Annotated in this window: 22 protein-coding genes and 1 pseudogene; 16 read left to right on the forward strand and 7 right to left on the reverse strand. The window is 66.9% G+C overall.

From position 1 onward, the window contains the following. Window positions 1–309, forward strand: a 309-nt coding sequence (locus tag ABLE94_RS12855) for a hypothetical protein (RefSeq protein WP_348808928.1), incomplete at its 5' end; no start/stop codon positions are given. A gap of 248 nt (window positions 310–557) precedes the next feature. Here ABLE94_RS12855 and ABLE94_RS12860 read toward each other — a convergent pair. Then, window positions 558–1,130 carry a hypothetical protein gene (locus ABLE94_RS12860; protein ID WP_348808929.1) on the reverse strand — a complete coding sequence of 191 codons (573 nt, stop codon included), beginning with the start codon at window positions 1,128–1,130 and terminating at the stop codon, window positions 558–560. 454 nt (window positions 1,131–1,584) lie between these two features. On the opposite strand from ABLE94_RS12860, the gene ABLE94_RS12865 reads away from it, so the two are divergent. Together ABLE94_RS12865 and ABLE94_RS12870 are read left to right on the forward strand one after the other, a co-directional pair. After that, a complete protein-coding gene (locus ABLE94_RS12865; protein ID WP_348807635.1) occupies window positions 1,585–2,247 on the forward strand; it encodes an SHOCT domain-containing protein in 663 nt (220 codons plus the stop codon). Window positions 2,248–2,311: 64 nt separating this feature from the next. Further along, complete coding sequence (locus ABLE94_RS12870) at window positions 2,312–2,992, forward strand: hypothetical protein (protein WP_348808930.1); 681 nt, start codon at window positions 2,312–2,314, stop codon at window positions 2,990–2,992. Between the two features lie 33 nt (window positions 2,993–3,025). Here ABLE94_RS12870 and ABLE94_RS12875 read toward each other — a convergent pair whose 3' ends face one another. Beyond that, a complete protein-coding gene (locus tag ABLE94_RS12875) occupies window positions 3,026–3,469 on the reverse strand; it encodes a MarR family winged helix-turn-helix transcriptional regulator (RefSeq protein WP_348807633.1) in 444 nt (147 codons plus the stop codon). 102 nt (window positions 3,470–3,571) lie between these two features. Here ABLE94_RS12875 and ABLE94_RS12880 point away from each other — a divergent pair, with 102 nt between their 5' ends. Next, complete coding sequence (locus ABLE94_RS12880; RefSeq protein ID WP_348808931.1) at window positions 3,572–4,570, forward strand: adenosine deaminase; 999 nt, start codon at window positions 3,572–3,574, stop codon at window positions 4,568–4,570. A gap of 30 nt (window positions 4,571–4,600) precedes the next feature. Here ABLE94_RS12880 and ABLE94_RS12885 read toward each other — a convergent pair whose 3' ends face one another. Further along, the gene (locus ABLE94_RS12885) at window positions 4,601–4,918 is read right to left on the reverse strand and encodes a DUF2853 family protein (protein WP_348807631.1); all 318 of its coding nucleotides are present in this window, start codon (window positions 4,916–4,918) and stop codon (window positions 4,601–4,603) included. A gap of 203 nt (window positions 4,919–5,121) precedes the next feature. Between ABLE94_RS12885 and ABLE94_RS12890 the strand changes: the two genes are divergently transcribed. The 4 genes from ABLE94_RS12890 (at window position 5,122) to ABLE94_RS12905 (ending at window position 9,727) form a co-directional block, all read left to right on the forward strand. Next, the gene (locus tag ABLE94_RS12890; RefSeq protein WP_348808932.1) at window positions 5,122–6,042 is read left to right on the forward strand and encodes a TY-Chap domain-containing protein; all 921 of its coding nucleotides are present in this window, start codon (window positions 5,122–5,124) and stop codon (window positions 6,040–6,042) included. Window positions 6,043–6,181: 139 nt separating this feature from the next. Then, window positions 6,182–7,465, forward strand: a complete 1,284-nt coding sequence (locus ABLE94_RS12895) for a TY-Chap domain-containing protein (RefSeq protein WP_348808933.1) — start codon at window positions 6,182–6,184, stop codon at window positions 7,463–7,465. A gap of 31 nt (window positions 7,466–7,496) precedes the next feature. Continuing rightward, window positions 7,497–8,471 (forward strand): ketopantoate reductase family protein, encoded by a 975-nt coding sequence (locus ABLE94_RS12900; RefSeq protein WP_348808934.1) that lies wholly within the window; start codon window positions 7,497–7,499, stop codon window positions 8,469–8,471. A 146-nt stretch (window positions 8,472–8,617) separates the two neighbouring features. Next, the gene (locus tag ABLE94_RS12905; protein ID WP_348808935.1) at window positions 8,618–9,727 is read left to right on the forward strand and encodes a glycosyltransferase; all 1,110 of its coding nucleotides are present in this window, start codon (window positions 8,618–8,620) and stop codon (window positions 9,725–9,727) included. 12 nt (window positions 9,728–9,739) lie between these two features. On the opposite strand, the gene ABLE94_RS12910 is transcribed toward ABLE94_RS12905, so the two are convergent. Beyond that, the gene (locus tag ABLE94_RS12910) at window positions 9,740–11,527 is read right to left on the reverse strand and encodes a sigma-54-dependent Fis family transcriptional regulator (RefSeq protein ID WP_348808936.1); all 1,788 of its coding nucleotides are present in this window, start codon (window positions 11,525–11,527) and stop codon (window positions 9,740–9,742) included. 185 nt (window positions 11,528–11,712) lie between these two features. Here ABLE94_RS12910 and ABLE94_RS12915 point away from each other — a divergent pair, with 185 nt between their 5' ends. Continuing rightward, window positions 11,713–13,314: a flavin-containing monooxygenase gene (locus ABLE94_RS12915; RefSeq protein WP_348808937.1), complete on the forward strand. Its 1,602-nt coding sequence runs from the start codon at window positions 11,713–11,715 to the stop codon at window positions 13,312–13,314. A 42-nt stretch (window positions 13,315–13,356) separates the two neighbouring features. After that, complete coding sequence (acmB, locus tag ABLE94_RS12920) at window positions 13,357–14,562, forward strand: methyl acetate hydrolase AcmB (protein WP_348808938.1); 1,206 nt, start codon at window positions 13,357–13,359, stop codon at window positions 14,560–14,562. A 1,012-nt stretch (window positions 14,563–15,574) separates the two neighbouring features. Here the strand turns inward: acmB and ABLE94_RS12925 are convergent. Further along, window positions 15,575–16,327: a glycoside hydrolase family 16 protein gene (locus tag ABLE94_RS12925; RefSeq protein WP_348809033.1), complete on the reverse strand. Its 753-nt coding sequence runs from the start codon at window positions 16,325–16,327 to the stop codon at window positions 15,575–15,577. On the opposite strand from ABLE94_RS12925, the gene ABLE94_RS12930 reads away from it, so the two are divergent. Beyond that, on the forward strand, window positions 16,320–16,508 hold the full coding sequence (locus ABLE94_RS12930; RefSeq protein ID WP_348809045.1) for a hypothetical protein: 189 nt from the start codon (window positions 16,320–16,322) through the stop codon (window positions 16,506–16,508). The two genes, ABLE94_RS12925 and ABLE94_RS12930, sit on opposite strands and share 8 nt — an antisense overlap. Here the strand turns inward: ABLE94_RS12930 and ABLE94_RS12935 are convergent. Next, window positions 16,499–16,714 (reverse strand): annotated as a pseudogene (locus ABLE94_RS12935) (ricin-type beta-trefoil lectin domain protein); the annotation flags it as partial. The gene ABLE94_RS12930 and the pseudogene ABLE94_RS12935 overlap by 10 nt on opposite strands. A gap of 382 nt (window positions 16,715–17,096) precedes the next feature. Between ABLE94_RS12935 and ABLE94_RS12940 the strand changes: the two are divergent. From ABLE94_RS12940 to ABLE94_RS12950, 3 genes are all read left to right on the forward strand, one after another. Further along, window positions 17,097–18,212: a protein kinase domain-containing protein gene (locus tag ABLE94_RS12940; RefSeq protein WP_348808939.1), complete on the forward strand. Its 1,116-nt coding sequence runs from the start codon at window positions 17,097–17,099 to the stop codon at window positions 18,210–18,212. 133 nt (window positions 18,213–18,345) lie between these two features. Continuing rightward, window positions 18,346–20,076, forward strand: coding sequence for a SulP family inorganic anion transporter (locus ABLE94_RS12945; protein ID WP_348808940.1), 1,731 nt, complete (start codon window positions 18,346–18,348; stop codon window positions 20,074–20,076). 159 nt (window positions 20,077–20,235) lie between these two features. Beyond that, window positions 20,236–21,459, forward strand: a complete 1,224-nt coding sequence (locus ABLE94_RS12950; protein ID WP_348808941.1) for a TY-Chap domain-containing protein — start codon at window positions 20,236–20,238, stop codon at window positions 21,457–21,459. A gap of 62 nt (window positions 21,460–21,521) precedes the next feature. Here ABLE94_RS12950 and ABLE94_RS12955 read toward each other — a convergent pair whose 3' ends face one another. Further along, on the reverse strand, window positions 21,522–22,709 hold the full coding sequence (locus ABLE94_RS12955) for a lipase family protein (protein WP_348808942.1): 1,188 nt from the start codon (window positions 22,707–22,709) through the stop codon (window positions 21,522–21,524). Window positions 22,710–22,885: 176 nt separating this feature from the next. Between ABLE94_RS12955 and ABLE94_RS12960 the strand changes: the two genes are divergently transcribed. Both ABLE94_RS12960 and ABLE94_RS12965 read left to right on the forward strand, forming a co-directional pair. Beyond that, a complete protein-coding gene (locus ABLE94_RS12960) occupies window positions 22,886–23,935 on the forward strand; it encodes an ERCC4 domain-containing protein (protein WP_348805356.1) in 1,050 nt (349 codons plus the stop codon). Window positions 23,936–24,137: 202 nt separating this feature from the next. Continuing rightward, entirely contained in the window at window positions 24,138–24,875 is a 738-nt protein-coding gene (locus ABLE94_RS12965; protein ID WP_348805357.1) for a hypothetical protein, read from the forward strand. The last annotated feature ends 167 nt before the right edge of the window (window positions 24,876–25,042 follow it).

Below are 25,042 nucleotides of genomic sequence, written 5' to 3' on the forward strand. Positions count from 1 at the left end.
GAAAAAACACTGAAACCAAAGTTTCAACACAATCTCAGCCAGAGAGACAAAAAGAACCTGACCAAAAAACAATCCAAAAAACTGGCAAAAAAACAAACTCACAAACACCACCCCACAACACGCGGGGCGGCATCACAAATAAGATTCGTTTCATACCATTCAAAAAAATGGCATCAAACAATCCACCAACACACTATCGAGTTCTCAAAGAACACACACCCACCCGAACTACTCCCAGAGGAAGCAGCCTCGGTGAAGGCTTGGTTCGTGCCCTGTCGGGCGGTTCCCGTCCATTTCCCTGGCACGTGACTGTGCTCGAGAAATTTCTCGGGGGCGGTCTGCGCAGGCCCGGTTTCCTCTCCCCTGGTGAGTCCCTCTCGGGCCCTCCGGGGCGGCGCCGCGGCGCGCTGACTCGATATAAGTTACGCACCACCGTGCCGTTTTACAAATCGCCTGGTCAGACGCGTATTTTCAGCACTTCTGAGCCACCAGGACGACGTTCCCCGGCCCTTCGTTGGGAAGAACCGGGGAACCGTACGTGCCAGAGGGCGGCGGGACTAGTCAGCAGTTCCGGAGCATGATGCGGTTGCGGCGGGACCAGAGCTCGTATTGGTGCTGATCACCTTCTCGCCCTGCTTGATCGTGCAGGTGATCGAACCCGAAGCGTCGAAGTCATTGGTCGCTGTCAGGGAGACGAACTTGCCCAGACCACTGATCTGGACGTCCTTCGTCCACGGCAGCGCGGCGTTGGTGTCTTGCGACACGTTCACATCGTTGGTCGTGTAGGTGACGCTGGACGCCTGACCTTCGCCGGTGACCTCGTAGGTGACCGTCACGGTGCGATTCGATTCGTTGTCGATCGACTCAGCCGCTCCTCCGATGAGCGCGACGCATCCGCCGACGAACGCGATGATCACGATGACGACCGCCAGCAGAATCCACGGCCAGATCTTCCGCTTCTTCGGCGGCTGCGGCGGTGGATATCCTTGGCCGGCATAGGGCTGCTGGGGATACGGCTGTCCGCCGCCATACGGTTGGTTCGCGCCAAACGGCTGCCCGCCCTGATATGGCTGCCCCTGCCCATATGGCTCGCCGGCGCCGGGCTGTTGCGGATTGTTGGGATCGGTCACGGGAGTGTTCCTTTCACGCCGGGTCGCATCGTTGCGACTCCGAGGTTCTTGCGGCTCATACCGCGCTACGTGCGGCGGCGATGCAACGGCTTCGACATCTGAGCCTGGCGCCCGATGTTCGACTCGATGCCCTCTGTCCAGCTCGAGCGAGTTCGCGGCAGTTCCTTGTGAGGCGGGCCGCGGACCACGACATGTGAGGTTGTCGCATAGTTCCGCTTTGCGTAACCCGCGTCACGACAAGTGCATCGCCGGTTGCCTGCGATTTCGTTACCGAACCTCACAGATCGTTCTCGGTGGGTGCGCTCACTGCTCGGCCGCGCACGCCGACGTCAGCGGCACAACACGTTGACCTGCGCCCCCCAGTCGGATGAAACCCGGCCACGACCGGCGCCAACGCCACAACCACGTGGGATGATCCGTCACGTCCACCAGGACTCGGCCCGAGGAGCGGCGCATGACCGAGAGAAGTCCGAAGGTGACACCCGCACAGGGCGAGGCGTGGGCACGAGCCCTGGCCCCGGTGCTGTTCCCCGGAGAGATCGTCTGGGCCTTCGCGACCGCGAGTCGGTACAACCCGTTCTCCGTCGCCACGGCGATCACCAATGCACGCGTCATCGGCTTCACCACCTCGGGCGACCCGCTTCAACGAGTCACCAGCGAGGTACGGGCGGATGACATCGTGGGCTTCGACCTGTCGGTCCGGCAGGGCCTGCTGCCATCTCTGGTGGTGACCGCCGGCTTCGGTGAGACCGACTTCGGGAAGTTCCAGCCCGGCGAAGCCGCGTACCTCCATCACGTCCTCACCGAACTGCATCGTCGGGGAACCGATCCGGTGGTGCCGCTGCCACCGCGACACCGCGTCGACTCCTCAGCCGCCGAGCTCAGTCCCTCTGCGGGGAGTGATGTCGACGAATCGCCGGACCTTCCAGCGGCGGCGTCGGCGCCTCAGTCCTCTCCCGCGGCCTCGGCACCGAGTCTCGCGCAGGAGATCGCCCAGCTCGCCGAACTGCATCAGCAGGGCATTCTCGACGACGATGAGTTCCGCGCCGCCAAGCAGGCCGCGATCACCGCGATGGCGAGCCGCGGACGGTCGACGAGCCTGAAGAAGGGTGGATGAGCGCCGATCCGTCCGCGTGCGAGGATCGGCGTTTGATGGAGCAGCGTGAGGCGAGGGGAGCGTCGTGACCGAGTTGAGCCCGAAGGTGAAGCCCAAGCGGGCCGAGAAGTGGTCGGAGAAGCTCGCACCCGTCCTCGGTCCCGGCGAGTTGGTCTGGGCGTTCGTGACCGCCAGCCGCTTCAAGCCGATGTCCGAAGGCACGGCCATCACCAACACCCGAGTCGTCGGTTTCGTGACCTACGGAAAGCCCGACAAGCAGGTCATCTACGAGGTCTCGGCCGCGGACATCGCCTCATTCGAGCTGACCGGCAAGAAGGGCGGGATGCCCCAACTCGTCGTCACCACGCCGGAGGGCGAGGTGAACTTCGGCGGCTTCGACAGCGAGGAAGAGGCCTTCATCCGCCACTACCTCACCTATCTCCAGAGACAGGGAAGCCACCCGGCCGGCAGCGCGCCCGTCGTACGAACCATGCAGGCCCCGGCCATGCCTTCTTCGTTTGCCGTGCCCACAGCTCCGGACCCAACTCCCGCCGCGGACTCATCACACGTCGGTTCGGTTCCGGCTGGTGCGCAGCCGCCGGCAGAGACCGGCACCGGCTCGGGCATCGCCGACGAGATCGAACGGCTTGCCGGTCTTTATGAGCGGGGCCTGCTCGACGCGGACGAGTTCCGCGCCGCCAAACAGATTGCGCTCGCACATCTCGCACGAGCCAATCGCAGCGTCAGCCTGCAGAAGGGGAGCTGACGCCGACGGCCACGCTCGGCGATCGCCCTCGCGTCACCAATGCCACGCATCCGACCCGACATTGCGGGCGGTGCGTTGCAGCACCCGGATGGTGGTCTCGTAGTCGGAGTCGGAGATTCCTTGCCGTCGCTCGATCTCCAACTCGCGTTGCACCTCGGCCGCGTGCCGGAAGCGTTCTGCGCCGGATTCGGTGAGTGCCAACCGCCCGTCGTCGTCGTGTATCCAGCCCTTGGACCGGGCGTCGACGATGGCGTGGCGAATGGCCTGATCTGTGTCGTTGGGTCCGATGATCGTGATCACCTCGTCCACGCCGATCCCGCCGTCGTGCAGCGAGAGTTGGTGCAGGAGCCACCATTCGGGTTGCGACACACCGACCTCGGCGAGCCGGGAGCGCGTACGGGTGCGGATCGCCGATCCCACCCGCGCGGTCCAGAATCCGATGGGTTGACGACGGGCCGGTTGCATCTGTCGGGTCATACCCGACGACGGTAGGAGTTCAACTTCACTTGAAGTCAAGGTGTGGGCGGCGCCGCCTGAACCACCGGTACGTCGTCACACACGGTGACAGGATGGACCACCATGGACGACGCCACGCTCATGCGGTTGCCCAAGGCGGAGTTGCATCTGCACATCGAGGGCACGCTCGAACCGGAGATGGCGTTCACTCTCGCCCATCGCAACGGGGTCACGTTGCCCTACGCCGACGTCGACGAGCTCCGGCGGGCGCATGCCTTCACCGATCTGCCCGACTTTCTCGACCTCTACTACGCCTGCATGGCGGTCCTGAGAACCGAGGAGGACTTCGCCGATCTGGCGTCGGCGTATCTGCGGACCGCCGCGACGCAGGGTGTCCGGCATGCCGAGATCTTCTTCGACCCGCAGGCCCACACATCGCGGGGTGTCCCGTTGTCGGCGGTGATCACCGGGCTGCGCCGGGGCCTGGACGCGGCATCGGCCGGGACCGGCACACACGCAGAACTGATCGCGTGCCTCCTGCGCGATCGACCGGTCGCCGAGGCCCATGCCACCCTCGACGCGCTGGAACCCTACGTCGGCACCGTCATCGGCGTCGGACTGGATTCGGCCGAGGTCGGTTATCCGCCAGGACAATTCGCGGAGGTGTTCACCCGGGCGCGGGAGGCCGGCCTGCATGTGGTGGCTCATGCCGGCGAAGAAGGACCGCCGAGTTACATCTGGGAGGCCCTCGACGTTCTCGGCGTCGAACGCGTCGATCACGGGATTCGGTGCATGGAGGACACCGCCCTGGTGCGACGATTGGCTGCCGATCGGACCCCACTGACGGCGTGTCCGCTGTCGAATGTCCGGCTACGTGCGGTCGATGACCTGCGCGAACATCCGCTGCCCGCGATGCTCGAGGCGGGCCTGATGGTGACCCTCAACTCCGACGACCCGGCCTACTTCGGTGGCTACGTCGCCGACACGTACCGCGAGGTCCGGGATGCCCTGGGAATCGACGACGCGACCCTGATCGGATTGGCGCGCAATTCCTTTCGCGCGTCCTTCATCGACGATCAGCGTGCGCAAGCCCTCCTCGCGGCGGTGGACGACCCGCGGTGAGATCCGCGGGCCGTCCGCCATTGCGACGTGCTACTTGAAGACGTCGAGCTTGCCGAACTTCTCGGCCAGCAGGTAGTACACCGCCAGGCGCGGATTGGACTTGCCGTCCTTCATGCCGGCCAACACGTCGGCGATGGCCTTGTCGAGATCGGCGTCGCTGTCGGTGAGACCGAGCTTCTTCTTGAGGAAGTTCTCCCGCACGGTCTTCAGTTCTGCGGGATCACTCGCCGACACCAGCGCCGCATCTCGATTGCGAAGTGCGAGTGCATAGGTGGATGCCATCTTGTCGATGACGGCGGTATCGGCGTTCGGCGCGTAGGCGAGAACGGTGTCACGGGCATCGGACATCTCGGACCTCCAGTGGTTGATGTCGAATTGTGTTGACCCCGTTCGCCCACACTACGCGGGTCCGGAGGACGCTCGTGGCGATTCACCATCCACAGACCTGGTTTCATCCACAGGGTCGCCGCCGCATCGACCGGCATCGGCGCAGGTGAGGGGTACGAGTCCGTACGCTCGGCGCACACCGATCGCGATCCTGGGGGAACACCATGAGCGACAACGATTTCGACAACACCGAGTTCGACAGCAGCGAGTTCGACACGGCCATCGACGACGCCTGGCGCCGCTACCGCATCGACCTCGCCGACCGATTGCACGACGTGACACCCACGTCCGGCTTCGCGGTGAGCGCCGACCCCGAGGGGACCGCGGCGCAGATTCGCATCGAGATCTCGGCAACGGTGACGCGGCGCGTCCGGCTCACGGTGCACCCCTTTGACCTGTATCGGGACAGCGGACGATTCCCGCGCCAGCTCGAGGCGATGAACTCGCTGGGCTGGCGGCATCAGTTCGACGGCGACTTCATCGCCGAGGGTGACACGCAGCGCGCGGACGAGTTGGCGGCCCTGATCGTCGTCACGCTGCGTGAGGTCGGCGACGTGTTGCACCCGTCGATGCTGTCGCAGCCGGGTGAGAAGCCGCCGTGCCTCGCCGAACCCCTCATCGAGGTCGGGCAGCGCACCCGGAGTTCGGCTCATCTGCGCGGTCTGGTGGTGGACGCGCTGGAGGCGATCGCCGGGGTTGCCCCCGACGTCGACGACCTGGGCGATCTGCACCTCCCGACGCTGCCCGTACCCACGTCGATGAGCATCCACGCCGACGCTCCGCGCATCGAGCTGTGGGCCTCGCTGAACGACGCCGCCACCCATCCCGACGACGCCGCCATGCTGGTGGCGCGGCAGCGGACGTCGAATCCGTACGTCTGTCTCGTCGCCCGCGGCACGCGGATCTACGCCCACCTCCTGCTCGAGTCGACGGTCTTCCATCGCGAGAATCTCGAATCGGCGCTGGGCAATTGGAATGAGTTCCTGCGCCACGATGCGCAGCGCCTGCTCGTCGCCCTGGATGATGCGGCGCGGCGGCCACCCGAGCGCCGTCGGGTGCGGCGTCACGGCGAGGCTGCGGCGTGATGGGTTGCCGAAGCGTGATGGGTTGCCGAGGGTGTCGGTGCGGTTGTGCACGGGTGCAGCTCGGCCACGCCACTCTGTCGGTGGCATCCCGTACCGTCTTCATCGAACACACGTTCTACGACGACACCTTGGGGGCACGATGACCACATCCGGTTACGACGCACTGGTCGAGCAGGCATGGGAGGAGTTCGCCGCCACGCTGCGTGTGCGTTTCGCCGAGTTGGAACGCGGGCAGTCCATCGAGTTCGCACTCTCCGACGCGACCAAGTGGCGCACCCTCATCGAGGTCACGGTCACCGGGTCGAAACGGGTGCGCGCCGGCATCGGCAGTCCCGCCTTTCAGCCCATGCTCCCCCTCAACGCCATCGCCAATCGCCTCCGCGAGACCGGTGCGGGCGAATGGAAGAAGATCCGGCACCAGGTCGTGTATGAGGTGGGTCGGCGAACAATCGATGACCTGATCGCGCAGATCATCGCCGCACTCCGCGGCCTGTGGGACCTTCCGCATCCGTCGTTCGTCACGGTCCACGATCCGTTCGGGCCGCGTGACGCACCGGCGCCCCCGCCGGCGGTGCCCGATGCTCCGAAACGCCACCTGAGCAGCGTCCCCGATCTGCCGAGCGCGCAACCGGAACACGGGCACGCCGACGCCCACGACAACGCCGGTCCCCTCGACGATGAATGTAGCTGTCCCACAACGACGGCCATCCGGATCACCGCCCCGGATCAGCTGATCACCCTTGCCCGGGATGTGCTGTCGGCGTTGGTGCATCGGGAACTCGAGATCGATGATCACGAGATGATCGAACTGCCCTTGACGGACGAGATCGCGTCGCGTGTCGTGGTCTGCGAGGCGGGGCCGCGTCTGGAGTTCGTCGCCACTCTCGGTCACCGGATTCCACCTGCTGCGGTACTCGCGCAACTGGTCACCGACTACAGCGCGCGGCTCTCGCACGTCACGCTGGTGATCGACAACGGACATCTGTTCGCCCGGTACTCCCTCGAGTGCGCGGTGTTCCACCCCGACAATCTCCAGGCCGCCTGGCAGCTGTGGATGGATTTCGTCAATTCCGTTGGGCGCGACATCGTGTCGTTGCTGAACGGAGGTGGTCCCGGCACCCACGAGTGCGCCCACAGCTCGGTGCCCATCGGCATGCAGACCCTGCTCAGGATCTTCATCGAGGACGGGTTGTCCGCCGAACGCACCGCGCATCTGGTCAGCGGCAAGGTCGATCGGCTCCGCGAGTACGCGGCGGTGTGTGCGGAGATGATCGAAGAATGGCGGACAAGGGAGAACGAATCCCGGAATCGTCACGCCCCAGTGGAGGACGTGCAGTTGTGCGCCACGATGGCCGCCGACCTCACCATCTTCGCAACCGTGCTCACCGAGGCCATCCTGCTGCTCGAGCGACCGACCGGCTGACCGGCCGGCCGCCCGCCCTAGGCTGGGGTGCATGCATGTGGTCATCTATGGCGCCGGCGCGATCGGCGGGGTCATCGGCGCTCACCTGTTCGCCTCCGGCACGCCGACCACGCTGGTGGCGCGCGGCACGCATCTGCAGGCGATCCGGGGGAAGGGGCTGATCCTCGACACCGACGGTGGTCTTCTGGTGCAGCCGATCCCGAGCGCCCGCAGCGCCGCCGAAGTCGACTGGACCGACGACTCCGTGGTCCTGGTGTGCGTCAAGAGTCAGCAGACCGCCGCGGCTCTGGACGACCTGCGGGCGCACGCGCCGTCGGACATCCCGATCGTGTCGGCGCAGAACGGGGTGGCCAACGAACCGGCCCTCCTCCGGGTGTTCCCGCGCGTGTACTCGGTGTGCGTCATGCTGCCGGCCTGGCACGTGGATCCCGGTGTGGTGGTGCAGGGGTCGTCGGCGGCACCGGGCATCCTCGACGTGGGCCGCTTCCCCGGTGGCGTCGACGCCGTCGCCGACGAACTGTCCGAACGGTTTCGGGCGGCGTCGTTCCCGTCGCGGACCCGACCCGACATCACCGCCTGGAAGTACCGCAAACTGATCACCAACCTGGGCAACGGCGTCGACGCGTGCTACCGCGACGACGGGAACGCCCGTGCCGAACTGACACGTCTGGCCCGTGCCGAAGGGGAGTCCGTCCTGGCCGCCGCCGGAATCGCGGCGGTCAGCGACGCCACCGACAAAGAGCGGCGCGGCAACCACATTCAGCGTCGTCGCAGCGGTGCCGAGGGCGGTGGCAACTCGACGTGGCAGAGCGTCGTGCGCGGCGGCGGCACCAGTGAGATCGACTACCTGTCCGGTGAGATCGTGTTACTCGGCCGCCTGCACGGGGTGCCGACACCGGTCAACGCGCTGGTGCAATCCGAAACCGCTCGCGTGGTGCGCGAACACCTGTCGCCGGAAAGTCTCGACCCGGTCGACGCGCTGCGCGGGCTCGACGCCGCCGGGTGAGGCACTGCGTGAATCCGTGAGGATTCTGCTGCGGCAGCACCGGATTCGTCGTCGGAGATCGGTTCGGCGCAAGAGTACAGCCGCCGTTCACCCCACCCTCGACGAGGCGCTGCGCTGCGTTCACCGACACCCGGCTCACTGGGCGGGTGCGCATCGTCCAACTGGCGAACTTCTACGGTGAGCGCTCGGGTGGGTTGCGCACGGCCGTGGACCGCTGGGGTGCGGGATACCTCGCCGCCGGACACGAGGTCGTCCTCGTCGTCCCGGGCTCGGCACCCGACGAACAGATCATGCCCTCGGGTGTCGTCAAGATCTCGGTACCGGCACCACGAATCCCGTTCTTCGGCGGCTACCGGCTGGCCTCGGCGCGTCGGGTCGCCGACGTGCTGGAGCATCTGCGTCCGGATGCCCTCGAGGTGTCGGATCGGTTGACGCTGCGCGGATTCGGCGCCTGGGCACGCCGCCGCGACATCCACTCGACGATGGTCTCCCATGAGCGACTGGACCGCCTGCTGTCGCTGTTCCTTCCGGCCGCGATCGCCCGGGCGCTGGCCGATCGCGCCAATGCCGACACCGTCCGCTCCTACGATTCCGTGGTCTGCACAACCGATTTCGCGGCCGCGGAGTTCGAACGCATCGGCGCGAACAACCTGGTGCGCGCACCGCTCGGCGTCGACCTCGACCAGTTCGCGCCCCGTCACCTCGACCCGCAGCTCAGTGCGCGCTGGACCGACGGAACCGCGACGCTGCTCACCCATTGCGGACGCCTCTCGGTGGAGAAGCGCGCCGACCGATCGGTCACCGCGGTGGGCCGCCTGCATCGCGCCGGGATGCCCGTTCACCTGGTGGTCGCCGGGGACGGACCGATGCGTGGCGCCCTCCAGCACACGGCCCGCGGACTGCCGGTGACCTTCCTCGGTCACCTCGCCGACCGCCACCGGGTGGCCGCGCTGCTCGCCAGTGCCGACATCTCACTGGCGCCCGGCCCGCACGAAACCTTTTGTCTCTCAGCGCTGGAGTCGTTGGCATCGGGCACACCGGTCGTGGGGTCACGGTCGTCGGCGGTGGCCGGCATGGTCGACGAGTCGTGTGGTGCCCTCGCCGACAATTCCGGCAGCGGATTCGCCGACGCCATCGAACGGGTGCTCACCATCCCCCGACATGACCGGGAACGTGCCGCACGCGAACGCGCCACCCGATTCCAGTGGCCTGACTCGGTCACCCGGATGCTCGCGGTGCATGCCGGTGGGGTGTGATCGGGCAACGGTTCACAGGCCGACTATGCCGTACCCGTGGATCTTGCGGTAGATCGAACTGCGCGACATTCCCAGCGCCTGAGCCGCGCGTACCCGGTTCCCGCCCGCCTCACCGAGGGCCGCGATGATCGCGTCACGCTCGGTGACCTCGATGGGCGTGAGCACGCGACGCGCGGTGGTGCGGCAGAATCCGGGGAGGTCTTCCGGCTGAATCTCTCCGACCGGGCGCACCCGCACCGCCCACTCGAGCGCGGTGCGCAGCTGAGTCAGGTTCTGCGGCCAGGAGAAGGCGGCCAGCACGCGCAGCGCCTGCGGACTGACCCTGGTGTTGCGTTGTGGTGCAATGCCTTTGAGTATGTCGTCGATCAGGACTTCCAGGTCCGGTCCGCGCAGCCGGAGCGGCGGCAGGTGCACGGCGCGAACGAAGCGGCCTAGCAGATCGGTGTACGGGCCGACCGCGTCGTCATGCAACGTGTCGATGGTCGCACCGACGACGGTCCCTGACCGATCCGCCGCCTCGAGTAGTGTGCGCACGCCGGGCAGCGCCTCGGTGGACAGCCGCTCGAGGTGACGGATCACCATCAGCCCACCCGGCGATGCCGTGACCGCGCGCGTGAGGGTCTCGATGTCATGCGGCGCCTCGGTGTCCACGACGACCACCGGATGTGTGGTGTCGGCGTTCTGGTAGGCCTCGATGAGAATGGACCGGCGCCCCGACCCGGGTTCGCCGATGACGATCGTCGCCTCGCCGTCGGCGAGCGCCCGGGCCACATCCCGATAGGCCGTCACCCACGCGGGACTACGCATCCGGTGCGGCCGCCCGGCACCGGCGTCCGACGGCGCCGCGGGTCCTGCGGTCACCGCACGGTCACCACGGGACGGCGTCACCGTGGTGCGCACCTCGTCGAGCAGCAGCACCACCCCCGCGGAGTCACCGGCGCCGACGTGGGACGCCCGCATCCGGATAAGCCGACCGTTGTCGAGGGTGACCGTGTGAATGGCGTTCTCCTGCTTGGTCATCAGGAACTGTGCGTACTGGCCGATGGTGTTCTGTTCCTCGGGACCGAGCAGTGCCCGGGCCGATTCGTTGACCATCACCGTCTCGCCGACCGCCATCACGGCCTGCCCGGATCGGGCACTCGCCCGCAGGTACAACTCGAACAACGCGCGCGTCGACGCACTGCGATCGAGCAACAGGTTGCGACCGATATCGGCGGCAGCGGAGCGCACGAGCGCCTCCACCAGACCGTTCCAGCTCTGCACCAGCATGCTCACGTCCAGCACCCCGGCGACCCGGCCGGTCATCGGATCCAGGATCGGGGCGCCAGTACACGCGAACTGCACCAGGGACTGGTTGAAGTGCTCAGACCCGACGACGCTGACCGGCGCTCCCACCTCGAACACCGTCCCCACCCCGTTGGTCCCGACACCACTCTCCTCGAAGGAGAAACCCCGATCGAAATCGACGCGGTCGAGGACGCGGCCGACCGCGGCGGAACAGTCGCGGCGCTCCACGATCCGCGCCCGCGCATCCGTCAACGCGATCGTCACCGGGACGTCGGACATGTCGTCGGCAAGCCGTGCCAGGACGGGGCGAGCACACCGCGAGAGCCGGGAATCGAAATCGATGTCGTCGTGGTACTTCACCCGATAGCGGTCGGCGTCCAGCCCCGCGGAGCGACTGCGCGCCCAGGAGGCCGCGACCACGTCGCCCACTCCGGCCGCGCCCTCGGGTCCGTACTCCAGGAAGTCTGCGCGAGCGGCGGCGATTCGCAGTTGCTGGTCTCGCGGGTCGGCCACTCGGCTCCTCTCGTCGCGGCCACACCTCATGTGACCCATGCCACACCCGATTATTCCTTGCCGTCCACGGCTCGACCACCGCCGATCGGACAGGTTGAGCGTCCCAATTTGGGACATCGCCACGGTGTGAGACAGGTCAACCATCGGTATTCACGTGATCGCTCTCACACTCACTGGAGGAAACAATGGCCGATACGACACTCGACGCGATGGTGATCGGAGCCGGCGTCGCCGGACTGTACGAACTGCATCAACTCCGCGAACAGGGCCTGCGGGTACGCGCCTACGACACCGCATCCGGTGTGGGTGGCACCTGGTACTGGAACCGATACCCCGGCGCGAAGTTCGACTCCGAAGCCTACATCTACCAGTATCTCTTCGACGAGGACCTCTACAACGGCTGGAGTTGGAGCCAACGATTTCCCGGTCAGGCCGAGATCGAGCAGTGGCTCAACTATGTCGCCGACGCACTCGACCTCCGCCGAGACATCTCGTTCAACACCACCATCGAGCGCGCCGAGTTCGACGAGGACACCAACCGATGGACCGTGACCACCGACTCCGGTGAGACCATCGACACCCAGTATCTGATCACCTGCTGCGGGATGCTCTCGGCACCGATGTCCGACATGTTCCCGGGCCAGCAGGACTTCGCGGGACAGATCTTCCACACCGCGCGCTGGCCGCGCGACGGCGTCGACCTCGCCGGCAAACGCGTCGGCGTCATCGGTAACGGTGCCACCGGCATTCAGGTCATCCAGACCATCGCCGACGAGGTGGGTCACCTCGACGTCTTCATCCGCACTCCGCAGTACGCATTGCCGATGAAGAACCCGAGCTACGGCCCCGACGAGGTCGCCTGGTACAAGTCGCGGTTGCCTGAGTTCCAGCAGAATCTGCCCAACACCTTCACCGGTTTCGAATACGACTTCACCGACGCGTGGGACGACCTCACCCCCGAGCAGCGCCTGGCCCGGCTCGAGGACGACTACGAGAACGGCTCGCTCAAGCTGTGGCTGGCGTCGTTCGCCGAATTGTTCTCCGACGAGGAGGTCAGTGAGGAGATCTCGGAGTTCGTCCGGCAGAAGATGCGGGCCCGGCTGCAGGACCCGGAACTCGAGGAACTGCTGATCCCCACCGACTACGGTTTCGGCACCCACCGCGTTCCGCTGGAGACCAACTTCCTCGAGGTCTTCCACCGCGACAATGTCGACGCCGTCCCGGTCAAGAACAACCCCATCACGCGGATCGCGCCCGAGGGCATCGTCCTGGCCGACGGCACCGTCTACGAACTCGACGTCATCGTCATGGCGACCGGCTTCGACGCCGGAACCGGCGCGCTGACCCGCATCGACATCCGTGGCCGCGGCGGCCGGTCACTGGCCGAGGACTGGGGCCGCGACATCCGCACCACGATGGGCCTGATGGTGCACGGCTACCCCAACATGCTGACCACCGCGGTGCCGCTCGCACCGTCGGCCGCCCTGTGCAACATGACCACCTGCCTGCAACAGCAGACCGAGTGGATCGCCGACGCCATCGCGTACATGCGCGCCCACGACAAGACCGTCATCGAGCCGACGGAGGAGGGCGAGGAGGCCTGGGTGGCACACCACGACGAACTCGCCGACGCCAACCTGATCTCCAAGACCAACTCCTGGTACACCGGCTCCAACGTGCCCGGCAAGCCGCGGCGGGTGTTGTCCTACGTCGGCGGCGTGGGCGCCTACCGGGCCGCCACGCTCGAGGCCGCGGCCGCCGGCTACAAGGGCTTCGCACTGTCCTGATGACCGGCCACACTCCAGGAAATCCACGAAAGGCTCATTGACATGTCCACCACAGCAACAGCTTTCGACAGGGCAGTGTTTCAGCGCGCCGCCGACGGCATACTCCGGTCCGCGGTCGACGCCGAGCAACCGGTCGCCGGCGTCGTGGCGATGGTCACCGACCGTGACGGCACCGTGTACGAGGGCGCCGCCGGCCGGCGCCGGCTCGGCGGCGACGCGGAGATCACCACCGATGACGTGTTCGCGATCTTCTCCACCACCAAGGCCATCACGGCGACCGCCGCGCTCCAACTCGTCGAAGAAGGACTGCTCGACCTCGACCGGCCCGCGTCCGAGTACGCACCCGAGATCGGCGACCTGCAGGTGATCGAGGGTTTCGACGCCGACTCAGAACCGATCCTGCGGGCCCCGCGGTCCTATCCGACGACACGTCAACTTCTCACCCACACAGGAGGATTCGGCTACGACTTCTTCGACGAGAAGTACGCGCGGCTCGCCGGGGAGAAGGGACAGCCGAGCGTCATCACTGCGTCGAAGGCGGCGCTGACCACGCCACTGCTGTTCGATCCGGGTGAGCGGTGGCAGTACGGCACCAACATCGACTGGGTCGGTCAGGTGGTGGAACGTCTTCGCGGGCAACGACTCGGCGACGTCTTCGCCGAGCGGATCTTCGGCCCGCTCGGCATCGAGAACATGAGCTTCGTCCTGCGCGACGACTTCCGTTCCCGACTCGCCGAGATGCACGCCCGCAACGCCGACGGGTCGCTGACGCCGATGGACTTCGAGTTGCCGTCACCGCCGGAGATCGACTTCGGTGGACACGGCCTCTACGGCACCGTCGGCGACTACATGAAGTTCATCCGCATGTGGCTCAACGACGGTGCCGGGGAGCACGGCCGGGTGCTGCGCGAGGACACCGTCGAGATGGCCGTGCGCAATCATCTCGGCGATCTGCCGGTGACCATGCTGCCAGGCGTCATCCCGTCACTGTCCAACGATGCGGAATTCTTTCCCGGGCAGTCGAAGTCGTGGTCATTGCCGTTCATGATCAACAACGAGGAGGCACCGACCGGGCGGCCGGCGGGCGCGCTCGGCTGGGCAGGGTTGGCGAATCTCTTCTATTGGATCGACCGTGAGAACGGTTACGGCGGATACTGGGCCACCCAGATCCTGCCGTTCGGCGATCCGACCTCGTTCACCAAGTACATGGAGTTCGAGACGGCGTTCTACCGGGTGTTGAAGGGCTGACGCGAACTTCGTGATCGCTGGACGGCTGTTCCGGCGGCGGGCTCGGACACTTTGGTGTCCGAGCCCGTTACGTTGGGTTGCGTTGTCATCTCTGCACACCGTGGGGACGGAACCAGCTGCACCTCAACAGGTCTCGAGGCTCGTCGCTGGCGCTCCTCACTCCTCGACCGGCGAAAAGGGTTTCGACGAGGCTCATCGCAAGGCTTTCGCTCCTCATACCCAGACCGCCGCCCACCGCCGCCGGTGAGCGCCCCCACCCCGCCGGTCGAGTGCGCCGCGCGAGCGAAGCGAGCTCGTCGCGTATCGTGACCTCGCAAGCCGAAAACCCAACGCACGCACCAGCCACACCCCACCAGGTCTCGAGGCTCGTCGCTGGCGCTCCTCACTCCTCGACCGGCGAAAAGGGTTTCGACGAGGCTCATCGCAAGGCTTTCGCTCCTCATACCCAGACCGCCGCCGACCGCCGCCGGTGAGCGCCCCCACCCCGCCGGTCGAGTGCGCCGCGCGAGCGAAGCGAGCTCGTCGCGTATCGAGACCTCGCAAGCCGAAAACCCAACGCACGCACCAGCCACACCCCACCAGGTCTCGAGGCTCGTCGCTGGCGCTCCTCACTCCTCGACCGGCGAAAAGGGTTTCGACGAGGCTCACCGCAAGGCTTTCGCTCCTCATACCCAGACCGCCGCCGACCGCCGCCGGTGAGCGCCCCCACCCCGCCGGTCGAGTGCGCCGCGCGAGCGAAGCGAGCTCGTCGCGTATCGAGACCTCGCAAGCCGAAAACCCAACGCACGCACCAGCCACACCCCACCAGGTCTCGAGGCTCGTCGCTGGCGCTCCTCACTCCTCGACCGGCGGAAGGAGGCTTCCAGCGAAAGGGGTCTACCGGCGGAAGGAGGCTTCCAGCGAAAGGGGGCTACCAGCGGAAGGGGGCTACCAGCGGAAGGGGGCTACCAGCGGAAAGGTGGCCGGCCAGCGGGATAGGGTCGAGACCTCGCCCAACGGGAGTGTGAGGCCGTCAGCCGTTGTAGGCCCACACCGACACCCAGTCGACCTGAAGGTGGCCGGCGCTGTTGCCGTTGCCGTTGGTCTCGGCCTGCAATTGCCAGCGCATCGGACCGCTCGGGACGAACAAGGAGCTGTCGAGGACGACGGTGTTGTCCAGGAGGTAGCGGATGCGGCCCGGACTCCACTCCATGGTGTAGGTGTGCCACTGGGTGAAGGAGGCACCGATGTCGGTCGCCACCGCTTGGCATCCGTTGCAGGCGCCCACGCCCGAATAGTGGTGGAAGCCTCCGGCGTTGCCGGCCAGGCCACCTTCGGGGAAGTCGAACTCGCCGTCTCGTGGCCACACCTCCGACTGCGGCCACAGCAGGAAGGCCACGTAGTACTCGTTCAGGCCGGGACGGTCGACGCGCATGCGGACCGAGTACCGGCCATAGGACTGGTACTGACTGGATCCGGTGATCAGCGGTGACGGGTTGGCACCGGCGGGTTTGCCGTCGACCTGATGGAGGTAGAAGTCCAAGGTGCCGCCCGTCACGCTGAGCACGGCGTCGGGTCGGTAGGGACGTTTCTGATAGGTGTCGAGATAGCACTGCGGGTAGGTGCGCCACTTCTGGCCCTGTGCTCCGGTGTAAACGATCTTGTCCGGTTCACAGGAATTCGCCCAGGAACCGATTGCGGCATCCTTGGTGAATTCATCGACGAAGATGTGTCGCCACCCGGTGAGATCTCCCGACGGTGCCGCCTGCCCGGACGGATTGGTCACCGCCGCAGACGTCGTCGTCGGTGGTGCGGTCGTCGTGGTCGACGGCGTCGTCGTCGCCGGCGCTGCCGTAGTCGTGGTTGTGGTGGTGCTCGTGGTGACAGCGCTCAGCGTCCACTTCTGGTTCGTCGCTCCGCTACAGGTGCGCAGGGATACCGCTCCGGACGCCGCGGTCAGACAGTAGGAGGTCCCGCCGGGCCTCAGTGAGCTGTTCGCTCCTTGCTTCCACTTCTGCGCGGAAGATGTTGAGCAGTTTGCGATTTGCAGGTTTCGGCCGTTGGCGATCACACCTCCGACGGGCTGCAGACAGAACCCTTGCACCACCGCCCGACCGGACGAGTCCATCGTCCATCGTTGGTTCGCCTGGCCGTTGCACGAGTACAACAGCACCCCGTTACCGGCGCGCGCGATCGCACCGGAATTGTCGAGTCACTGCCCATTCAGGTTCGCCTTGACCGTGTAGGTGGTGTCGGCGGCGGACGCGGTACCGACAGCCAGAATTGCCGCAGCACTGACAAAGAACACCGTCGAAACACAGAGAAGAATGCGGGCTGTATGTGACCTTCTCGGCCGTTTCATGTGGATGACGGTAACCCCATTTCGGGCAAAGCGTCCGGCGATTTCTTGAATGCCCAGAAATAGGAGTGGAATCGAAGGGGAAAGCGTGCGTCATCATTGTCACTCCCGTCGGGTCGGTCCGGGTCGGCCCGAGACGCGGCCATGCGGTGGACCGCGCGACACGGGCACCATCATCGAGTCGTACCGTGGAGCGGTGGCAGGAGCACGGCAGCCGCTTCGCGTGGGCCAGATCATCACCGGCGATACCGGTCACCGCTATCGCATCGACGGTGCACTCGACGGCGGCGGTTTCGGCGTCGTGTACCGAGCGGCCCGGCTGGCCCAGACCAGCGATCGGGTGGTCCGGCACGTCTGCGTGAAAGTCTGTGCCAGTGCCGCGGACTGGCACGGCGAGGCGCATATGGGGAACCTTCTCGCCGGGCGCCGCGAGGTCGTCGAGATCGTCGACGCGTTTGCCTTCGGCACCGGCTCGCGCGGGGTGACCCGGTATGTGATCGTGTCCGAGCTGATGCGGGAGGGCACGGTCGGCGATCTCGTCGACGATCCCGAGTGGCACGGATGGCCACCGGCGCGAGTGCGCCGCGAACTGCGTGATCTTCTCGGGGTACTCAAACTGATGCACGCGGCCGGGGTGACCCATCGGGACATCAAGCCCACCAACGTATTCCTGCGCGATGGGCGTCTGGCTCTCGGCGACTTCGGGATCGCCAAGCACTCGTTGACACCCGGCGGGTCGTCGTTGGACGCCTACACCCCCGCCTACATGCCGGCCGACGTCGACCAGTACCGGCACTGGGGGACCTGGCTCGACATCTATCAGGTCGGGCTGCTGGCCTGCACCCTGCTCACCGGACGGGATTGGACCAACGATGACGTCTCCCGGATCCGTGATCTGACTGCTCCGGATGATCTCAAGTGCTGGATCTGGCATGCGACGGCGGCGCGGGGTCTGCGTTACGTCGACGGCACCGCCGCGCTCGAGGCGATCGGGTCCCTCCGCGCCGTCGACATGGGCGGCACGCGTGGCCCCGCGTCGCTGCGTGATCAGCGGGTGGTGGTCACCGGCCGCTTCGAGACCGGCACCCAGGATGAACTCCGCGATCTCATCGAGGACGCGGGCGGCGTCGTGCAGTCGGCGGTCAGCGACGACACGTCGGTGTTGGTGCGGGCACATCAGATCGACAACACGGTCGGCGGATTCGAGGGACGGAAGCTGTTCTCGGTGCGTGAACGCAAGCGCCGCGGCCAGACCATCCACGTGATCGATGAGCACCGCCTGTGCCGGCTGGTGGGTCTGAGCCCGGTCTGACCGACCGGCGGACGCCCACTCGACGGAGAACAGCGCACACTCGACGCGGAACAGCGCCCACTCGACGCGAAAGGGTGCCCACTCGACGGGAATCGGCGCCCACTCGACGCGGCGAGGACCGATAATCCTCGGCATGGCATCGCTGTCGGGGCTCGCGCGGCTCTTCCCGGGTCTGCACACCCTGCTGCACTACGACCGGTCGTGGCTCCGCGGTGACCTCGTCGCCGGGATCGTGGTGACCGCCCTGCTGATCCCGGCCGGTATGGGGTACGCCGAGGTCGCCGGTCTTCCACCGGTCACCGGCCTGTACGCGACGATCGTCCCGTTGCTGGTCTACGCGTTCGTCGGCCCCTCCCGGATCCTGGTGTTGGGGCCGGACTCCTCACTCGCCCCGATCATCGCCGCGGCGATCATCCCCCTCGCCGTCGTCGACGAGGACCGGATCGCGCTGGCCGGGGTGCTGGCGATCGAGGTCGGTCTGGTGCTGCTGGTCGCGGCCGTGCTGCGGCTCGGATTCGTCACCGACCTGCTGAGCAAACCGATCCGCATCGGCTACCTCAACGGCATCGCCTTGATCGTGCTGCTCGGCCAACTCCCCAAACTCCTCGGCTTCAGCATCGAGGGCGATTCGGTGATCGAGCAGGTCCGCGACATCGTGTACGCGGTGACGCATTCCGAGATCGAGTGGTTGCCCGCGGTCATCGGCATCGTCTGTCTGGCGGTGATCTTCGGCCTCAAACGCTGGCGCAAGTCCATTCCCGGAGTACTCGTCGCCGTCGTCGGCGCGATCATCGTCGTCGCGGCCTTCGGATGGCAGGACCGTCTTCCGGTGGCCGGTGCGATGCCCCGTGGACTACCGTCGCCGCACCTGGGTGGGGTGAGTTGGCACGACGCCCTGTCCCTGCTCGGACCGGCCGCCGGCATCGCGCTCATCGCCTTCGCCGACACGAGCGTGCTGTCGCGGACCTTCGCCGCCCGCGCCGGCACCGCGGTCAATCCCAATCAGGAGATGGGTGCGGTCGGCGCGGCGAACATCGCCGGTGGATTCCTCGGTGGTTTCGCCGTCTCCGCGTCGTCGTCTCGCACCCCGGTCGCCGAACAGGCCGGGGCGCGAACACAATTGGCGTCCCTCGTCGGCGCGGTGCTGATCGTCGTCTTCATTCTGGTGGCCCCGAATGTCACCGCCTACCTACCGTCGGCGGCGCTGGCGGCGGTCGTCATCGCCGCGGCCGTCTCCCTCGTCGACATCCCCGGCACCGCGGCGTTGTTCCGCATCAACCGGGTCGACGGGGCGCTGAGCGTCGTCGCGTTCCTCGGAGTGGCGCTGGTCGGCGTGCTCCAGGGCATCATCGTCGCCGTGGTGCTGTCGCTGGTGGCGTTCGTCAACCTGGCGTGGCGGCCGTATCGCACCGAACTCGGCCGCGTGCCCGGCCTGCGGGGATACCACGACCTCACCCGGCATCCCGAGGCCAGACCCGTCGACGGCGTCGTCATCGTCCGCTTCGACGCACCGCTGTTCTTCGCCAACGGCGGCATGTTCGACGACTACGTGCGGTCGCGGGTGGTCGCGGCGCTGGCCGACGGACGCAGCGTGCACACCGTCATCATCGCCGCCGAACCCATCACCGAGATCGACTCGACCGCCGTCGACGAGTTGGTGGAACTCGACGACTTCCTCCGGTCCCAGGAGATGAACCTCGTGCTGGCGGAGATGAAGGACCCGGTGCGTGATCAGCTCACCCGCTATCACCTCGAGGTCGACGGCCGGCCACGATTCGACGAGTCGTCGTTCGCCCCGACCACCGGCGCCAAGATCGACGAGATCACCGGGCACCTGCGCAGCGACATCGACCCCACCGGCTGATTCATCCCTGTGACGGTCGTCCGCGACATTCGGGTAACGATCGGCGCGATGTCCCCGACATACGGGTCATACAAACAGTGGGATCCTGCGTCGCAACACTCCACAGCTCACGGTCGGACCGTAGCCTCGCCCTAGCGACAGGTCCGAAGGGGTAATGACATGGGTGATTTCGACGGCACCATCGGAACGGCCTGGACCGAGTACCGCGCCAAGCTCGCCGACCGCCTGACCCAGCTCGCCCCGGGTGCATCGCTGCTCGCCGAACAGAACCACTCCATCCCCGAGGGCGCCCACGGCGTCGTCGAGTTCACCGTCACCGACGACGACCGGATCTGCGCGACCATCAACTCCGGGGACCTGCACTCGCATCCGGAGACACAAACCGAGCAGATCTGGGGTCTCGGCGTGCTCGGCTGGACCCGGACCGGCGACAACCACTTCCGATCCGCCGTCGGCCGCGACGATGTCGACGACCTCGCCGCCCGGGTGATCGCGACGTTCCGCGAGGTGTGGGATGTCGTGCACCCCGCCTTCCTCGACGACCCGCACACCGCTCCCCGCGAATGGGCCCGCGAGGTGGTCACCATCGCCCACAACCACAGCGAACTGCGCGCCATGGTGCACGCGGCACTGGAATCGATGTCGGGCTATCCGGTGGTCGTCGACCCCGACGGTGACATCCCGATGCCGACGGGCGAGACCTCGTCGTGGCTGCGGGTCCTCACCGATCGCCCCACGGTCGAGTTCTTCGGGACTGTCGTCGACTCCGCCCCCGACCTCGGGCGCGCCTACGAGTTCATCGCGACCAGCACCCTGCCGTTCACCGGGATCAAACTGATCATGCATGACCGGTGCATGGTCGCGGTGCTCACCGTCGAGGTCTCCGCCTTCTCCCGACAGAACCTGGCGGCCGGGATAGCCCAATGGCTGAACTTCATGGACTTCGGCCGCGCCCAGATCCAGGCGGCGTTGGCCGACGACACGATCCCGGCCGACACCGCGTCGTTGACGGGTGGGTCCGGGTTCGCCGACACCGACGGGACCCTGCTCGACGCCGACCTCCCCGAGACACTCATCCGGCTCATCGAACTCGACAGCGACGAGTGCCCGCTCGAACCGGAACAGGTGGCCGCAATCTGCGATGACGATGCCGCCGCCATCCTCGAGTACCTGGGCATCGCCGAGGAGCAGTACGCGATCTGGGCCCACGCCGCCGATCGGGCCGCGATCGACCGCGACGGGTCCCAGGAAGGCGAGTGTCGCGCCGAATGGGAGGCGTGGGCGGACACCGCACGCCAACTCCGTGCGGCGCTGCGGGTGATCGCCCTGACCGGTGATCACGTCGCCGAACGGGGCACCGACCAGCATCCGACGGCGCACTGACGTCGCCTCGTCCGAGCTGACGCCGCGGGTCTCACACCCGCGGCGTCAGTTCGTTCAGCAAGTCAGTTCGTCGGCCATGCCAGCGTGTCGGCCCACTTGTGTGCCTCGGTTTCCGCGTAGGCACCGAGACCGTGCGTGGCCCCCGGGTATGTCCGGTAGTCGATGCGGGCACCGTTGGCCCGCGCACGATCCACCCACGCCGAGGTGAACGCGGCCGGTGCAATCGGGTCGAGCAACCCCTGCTGGATCAGCATCGGGGCCTCATACCCCGAGTCGGGAACGTTGGAGTTGGCACGGACCGCGTCGAGCAGCGGTCCTTCCGACAGCGGCCGGGACACCATCTGGCCGACGTTGTATTGGCTTGTCGCCGGGCTGAACTCGGGGTAGCAGGCGGTGGCGGCCTGGTCGACGAGTCGTTTGCCCAGCGGCGTCAGGTAGGAGTCGACGTCGATGTCGGGACGCGACACCTTGAGGCCGGCCAGCACATAGGAGACGTAGGTGACGTAGTCGGGGATGGCGATCGGGGGCACGCCGGGCGCGACAACCGCCAGCATCTCGGCGATGTCGACGGGCACCGACTGGGCACTGACACCCACATTGCGCAGTTCCGGTGCGTAGGTCGGGGCGAGATGGCCAGCGAAGATGGCGCTCTGCCCGCCCTGCGAGCCACCCGACGTGAGGTATCCGGTGCCGGCGGTGTTTCCGTCGCCGTACCGCTCGACCACGGTGCGCGCGGCGCGGACGGAGTCGATGACGTTCTTGCCCTGCATCTGTCCGTCGGAGTAGGCGTGCACACCGGGTCCGCCGACACCTGCGTACTCGGAGGCGACGATGACGTAGCCGTCACTCAACCACGGTCCCATCCAGTCGTGCCAGCGTTCCTTGCCGTTGATGCGCACACCCATCCGGTCGGTCACGGTGCACTCGTCGCCGAGTCCGGCGGTGCCGTGGGCCCACGCGAAGATGCGGTACCGGCCGTGCGGGTTGGTCTCGGGGATCGACACCGTGGCCTTCACCGGGACGAGGTCGCCCTGGGCGTTCTCGGAGAGGTAGGTGACGGCGATGACCTTCTTGGCGCCGGTCATGCGCGCATCGGGCTGGTCGGTGATGTCGGTGGAGCTGATCACCGTGCCGGCACCGGGCTTGGCGGTGGTGGTCGGCTGCGGGGCGGCCGACGCGGTGGGGGTACCCACGAATGGGATCAACCCGATCAGCAACACACTCAAGACCACCACCCATTTGCGAAGCACGTGGCAGGTCCCCCCTTCGTCATCGTCGGCGCGAGGTCGAGGAGATCACTCGACGCACTGGCACTGGGTCCAACGAGTGCTTAGGTTAGCCTAAGGAGTTGCCGGTGAGGTATCCGGTGTGCCCGGCGTCGCGTCGAGGCAGGTCGGCGGGTGGTGTGTGAGGCATGCTGGAGGCGATGTCCGACGAACTGCTGATCGCGCACAACCCGGAGGAAGGCACCACGCTGCCCTACCTCGTGCGGCTGCCGCTCGGTGACGACGGAATCGTGCTGAAGACGCGCGAGACCTGGCCGCGCACGTCCAAGGTGTATTGCCACCGCGTGGTCGGGTGGCCCGACGACGCCGAGATCATCGAACGGGTCGCCATCCGGTCCATCACGCGGCGTGGTGCAGCGATCGACCTCGTCCTCGATCGTGGTCGCGAGAACCGCTCCCAGTTCGTCCTCACCCGCGCGCGGGGACGCGAGATGGTGTTCTGGCAGTCCCGCCGCACTGCGAAGCAGGCGCGGCCGAACGTCACCACGCCGACCGCTCGGGCGCACGGCCTGGCGCTCGACATCGTCGTCGACACCCGGGAACGCTATGCCTACAAATTCTCCGCGCAGCAGGCCCAGGTGGTTCGCCGCAGCCTGCCGGTGGGTGACTACGCCGTGTTCGACGACGACGCGCTGGTGGCCACCGCCGAACGCAAGAGCATCGACGATCTCGCGTCAAGCCTGTTGTCGGGCAAGCTCACCTACGTGCTCGCCGACCTCTCCGCACAACCCCGCGGGGCGGTGATCGTCGACTCCGGGTACTCGGCCCTGTTCAAACTCGAACACGTGTCGGCGTCCGCGGTGGCCGATGCGGTCGGCGAGGCGCAGGCCCGGTTTCCATCCGTACCCATCGTCTTCTGTGAGACGCGCGCGTTGGCGCAGGAGTGGTTGTACCGCTGGTTCGGTGCGTGCCTGAGCGAGTGGCGTCTGCACCGGACCGCGGAGTCGTCGGAGACGGCGCTGAGTCAGACGGCGCTGAGTGAGACGGCGCTGAGTGAGACGGCGCTGAGTGAGACGGCGTTGAGTGAGACGGCGGCTGCGTCCCTGGTTGACGCCTCCGGCGCGGATCGCCCGCCCGCTCCGGCCGTCGTGCGGTCGTGGGCACGGGCGGCGGGGATCGCCGTGTCCGATCGGGGCCGGATCTCCGCCGAGGTGGTTGCCGCCTTCCGCGCGGCGCAGGCGTCGCCCTGACCCGACGTACTCGCGGTCTTCCGTGGTGGGTCTTCCGTGGTGGGTCTTCCGTGGTGGGTCTTCCGAATGACCCTGGTGACACGACAATTCCGGCAGTTCCAGCGTCCGGGTTGAGTTCGACGCGCTGCGCGCTACATTGGGTCCACTGCGGGCCGGGTGCCGGGTCCGCGCTCGAGGTATCACACAGGAGCGGGGAACAACCGTGAACAGTCCGCAACCACCGCAGGGCCAGTCCCCGTATGGCCAGCCCCAGTACGGTCAACCCCAGTACGGTCAACCCCAGCAGGGACAACCGCAGTACGGGCCGCCGCCCCAGTACGGACAGCCTCAGTACGGTCAACCACAGCACGGACAGCCCCAGCACGGGCAACCCCAGTACAGGCAGCCCGGGCAGGAGTACGGACAGCCACCGGCATCCCCCGCATATGGCGCGGCGCCGGCCGGTTACGGCGCTCCCGCGCAACAGCCCGCGCAGCAGTCTTATCCGGCGGCCGGTCACGCCGCCCCGCCGGCCCATCCCGGACCCCAGGGAGTCGCGGGTCAGCAGCAAGGAATCGCGCTGACCACCAAGTACTTCCCGCTGTCGTGGATGCTGGCATTCTTCAAGCCGAAGATCAGCGTCGACGGCCACGAGTTGCCGGTGACGTCGTGGGGCCGCAACGAGATCCCGTTGCCACCCGGCCAGCATCATCTGCACGTGCACGTGCCCTACTTGCTGCCGCCGCGCATCGGGCCGGCGGACCTGCCGGTCATGGTCCATCCCGGTCAGCCGGTGGAACTCGAATACCGCGCGCCGGTGTGGGTGTTCAGCGGCGGATCGCTGGGCCCCGCACCGCAGAAGTACAACGGCATGGGCGCGACCATCGCGATCTTCGCGGTCAGCATGTTCCTGTTGCTGATCATGTTCATTCTGATGATCGTGGCGGCCTCGGCCGGGTGAGGTTGCGCCTCTGAGCGTTTCGACGACGATGACCCCACCCGAGATCGGGTGGGGCCATCACATCGGGGTCATCACTTCGGGGTCATCACATCGGGGGGGGGCCGGCGTCGGATCACACCCACATCCACAGCCATTGACGGCTGCGCGGGTCGTAGCGACGAACGCGG

Origin of the sequence: Gordonia sp. VNK1, assembly GCF_040049135.1 — a bacterium.
In the GTDB taxonomy this organism is placed as follows: domain Bacteria; phylum Actinomycetota; class Actinomycetes; order Mycobacteriales; family Mycobacteriaceae; genus Gordonia; species Gordonia oleivorans.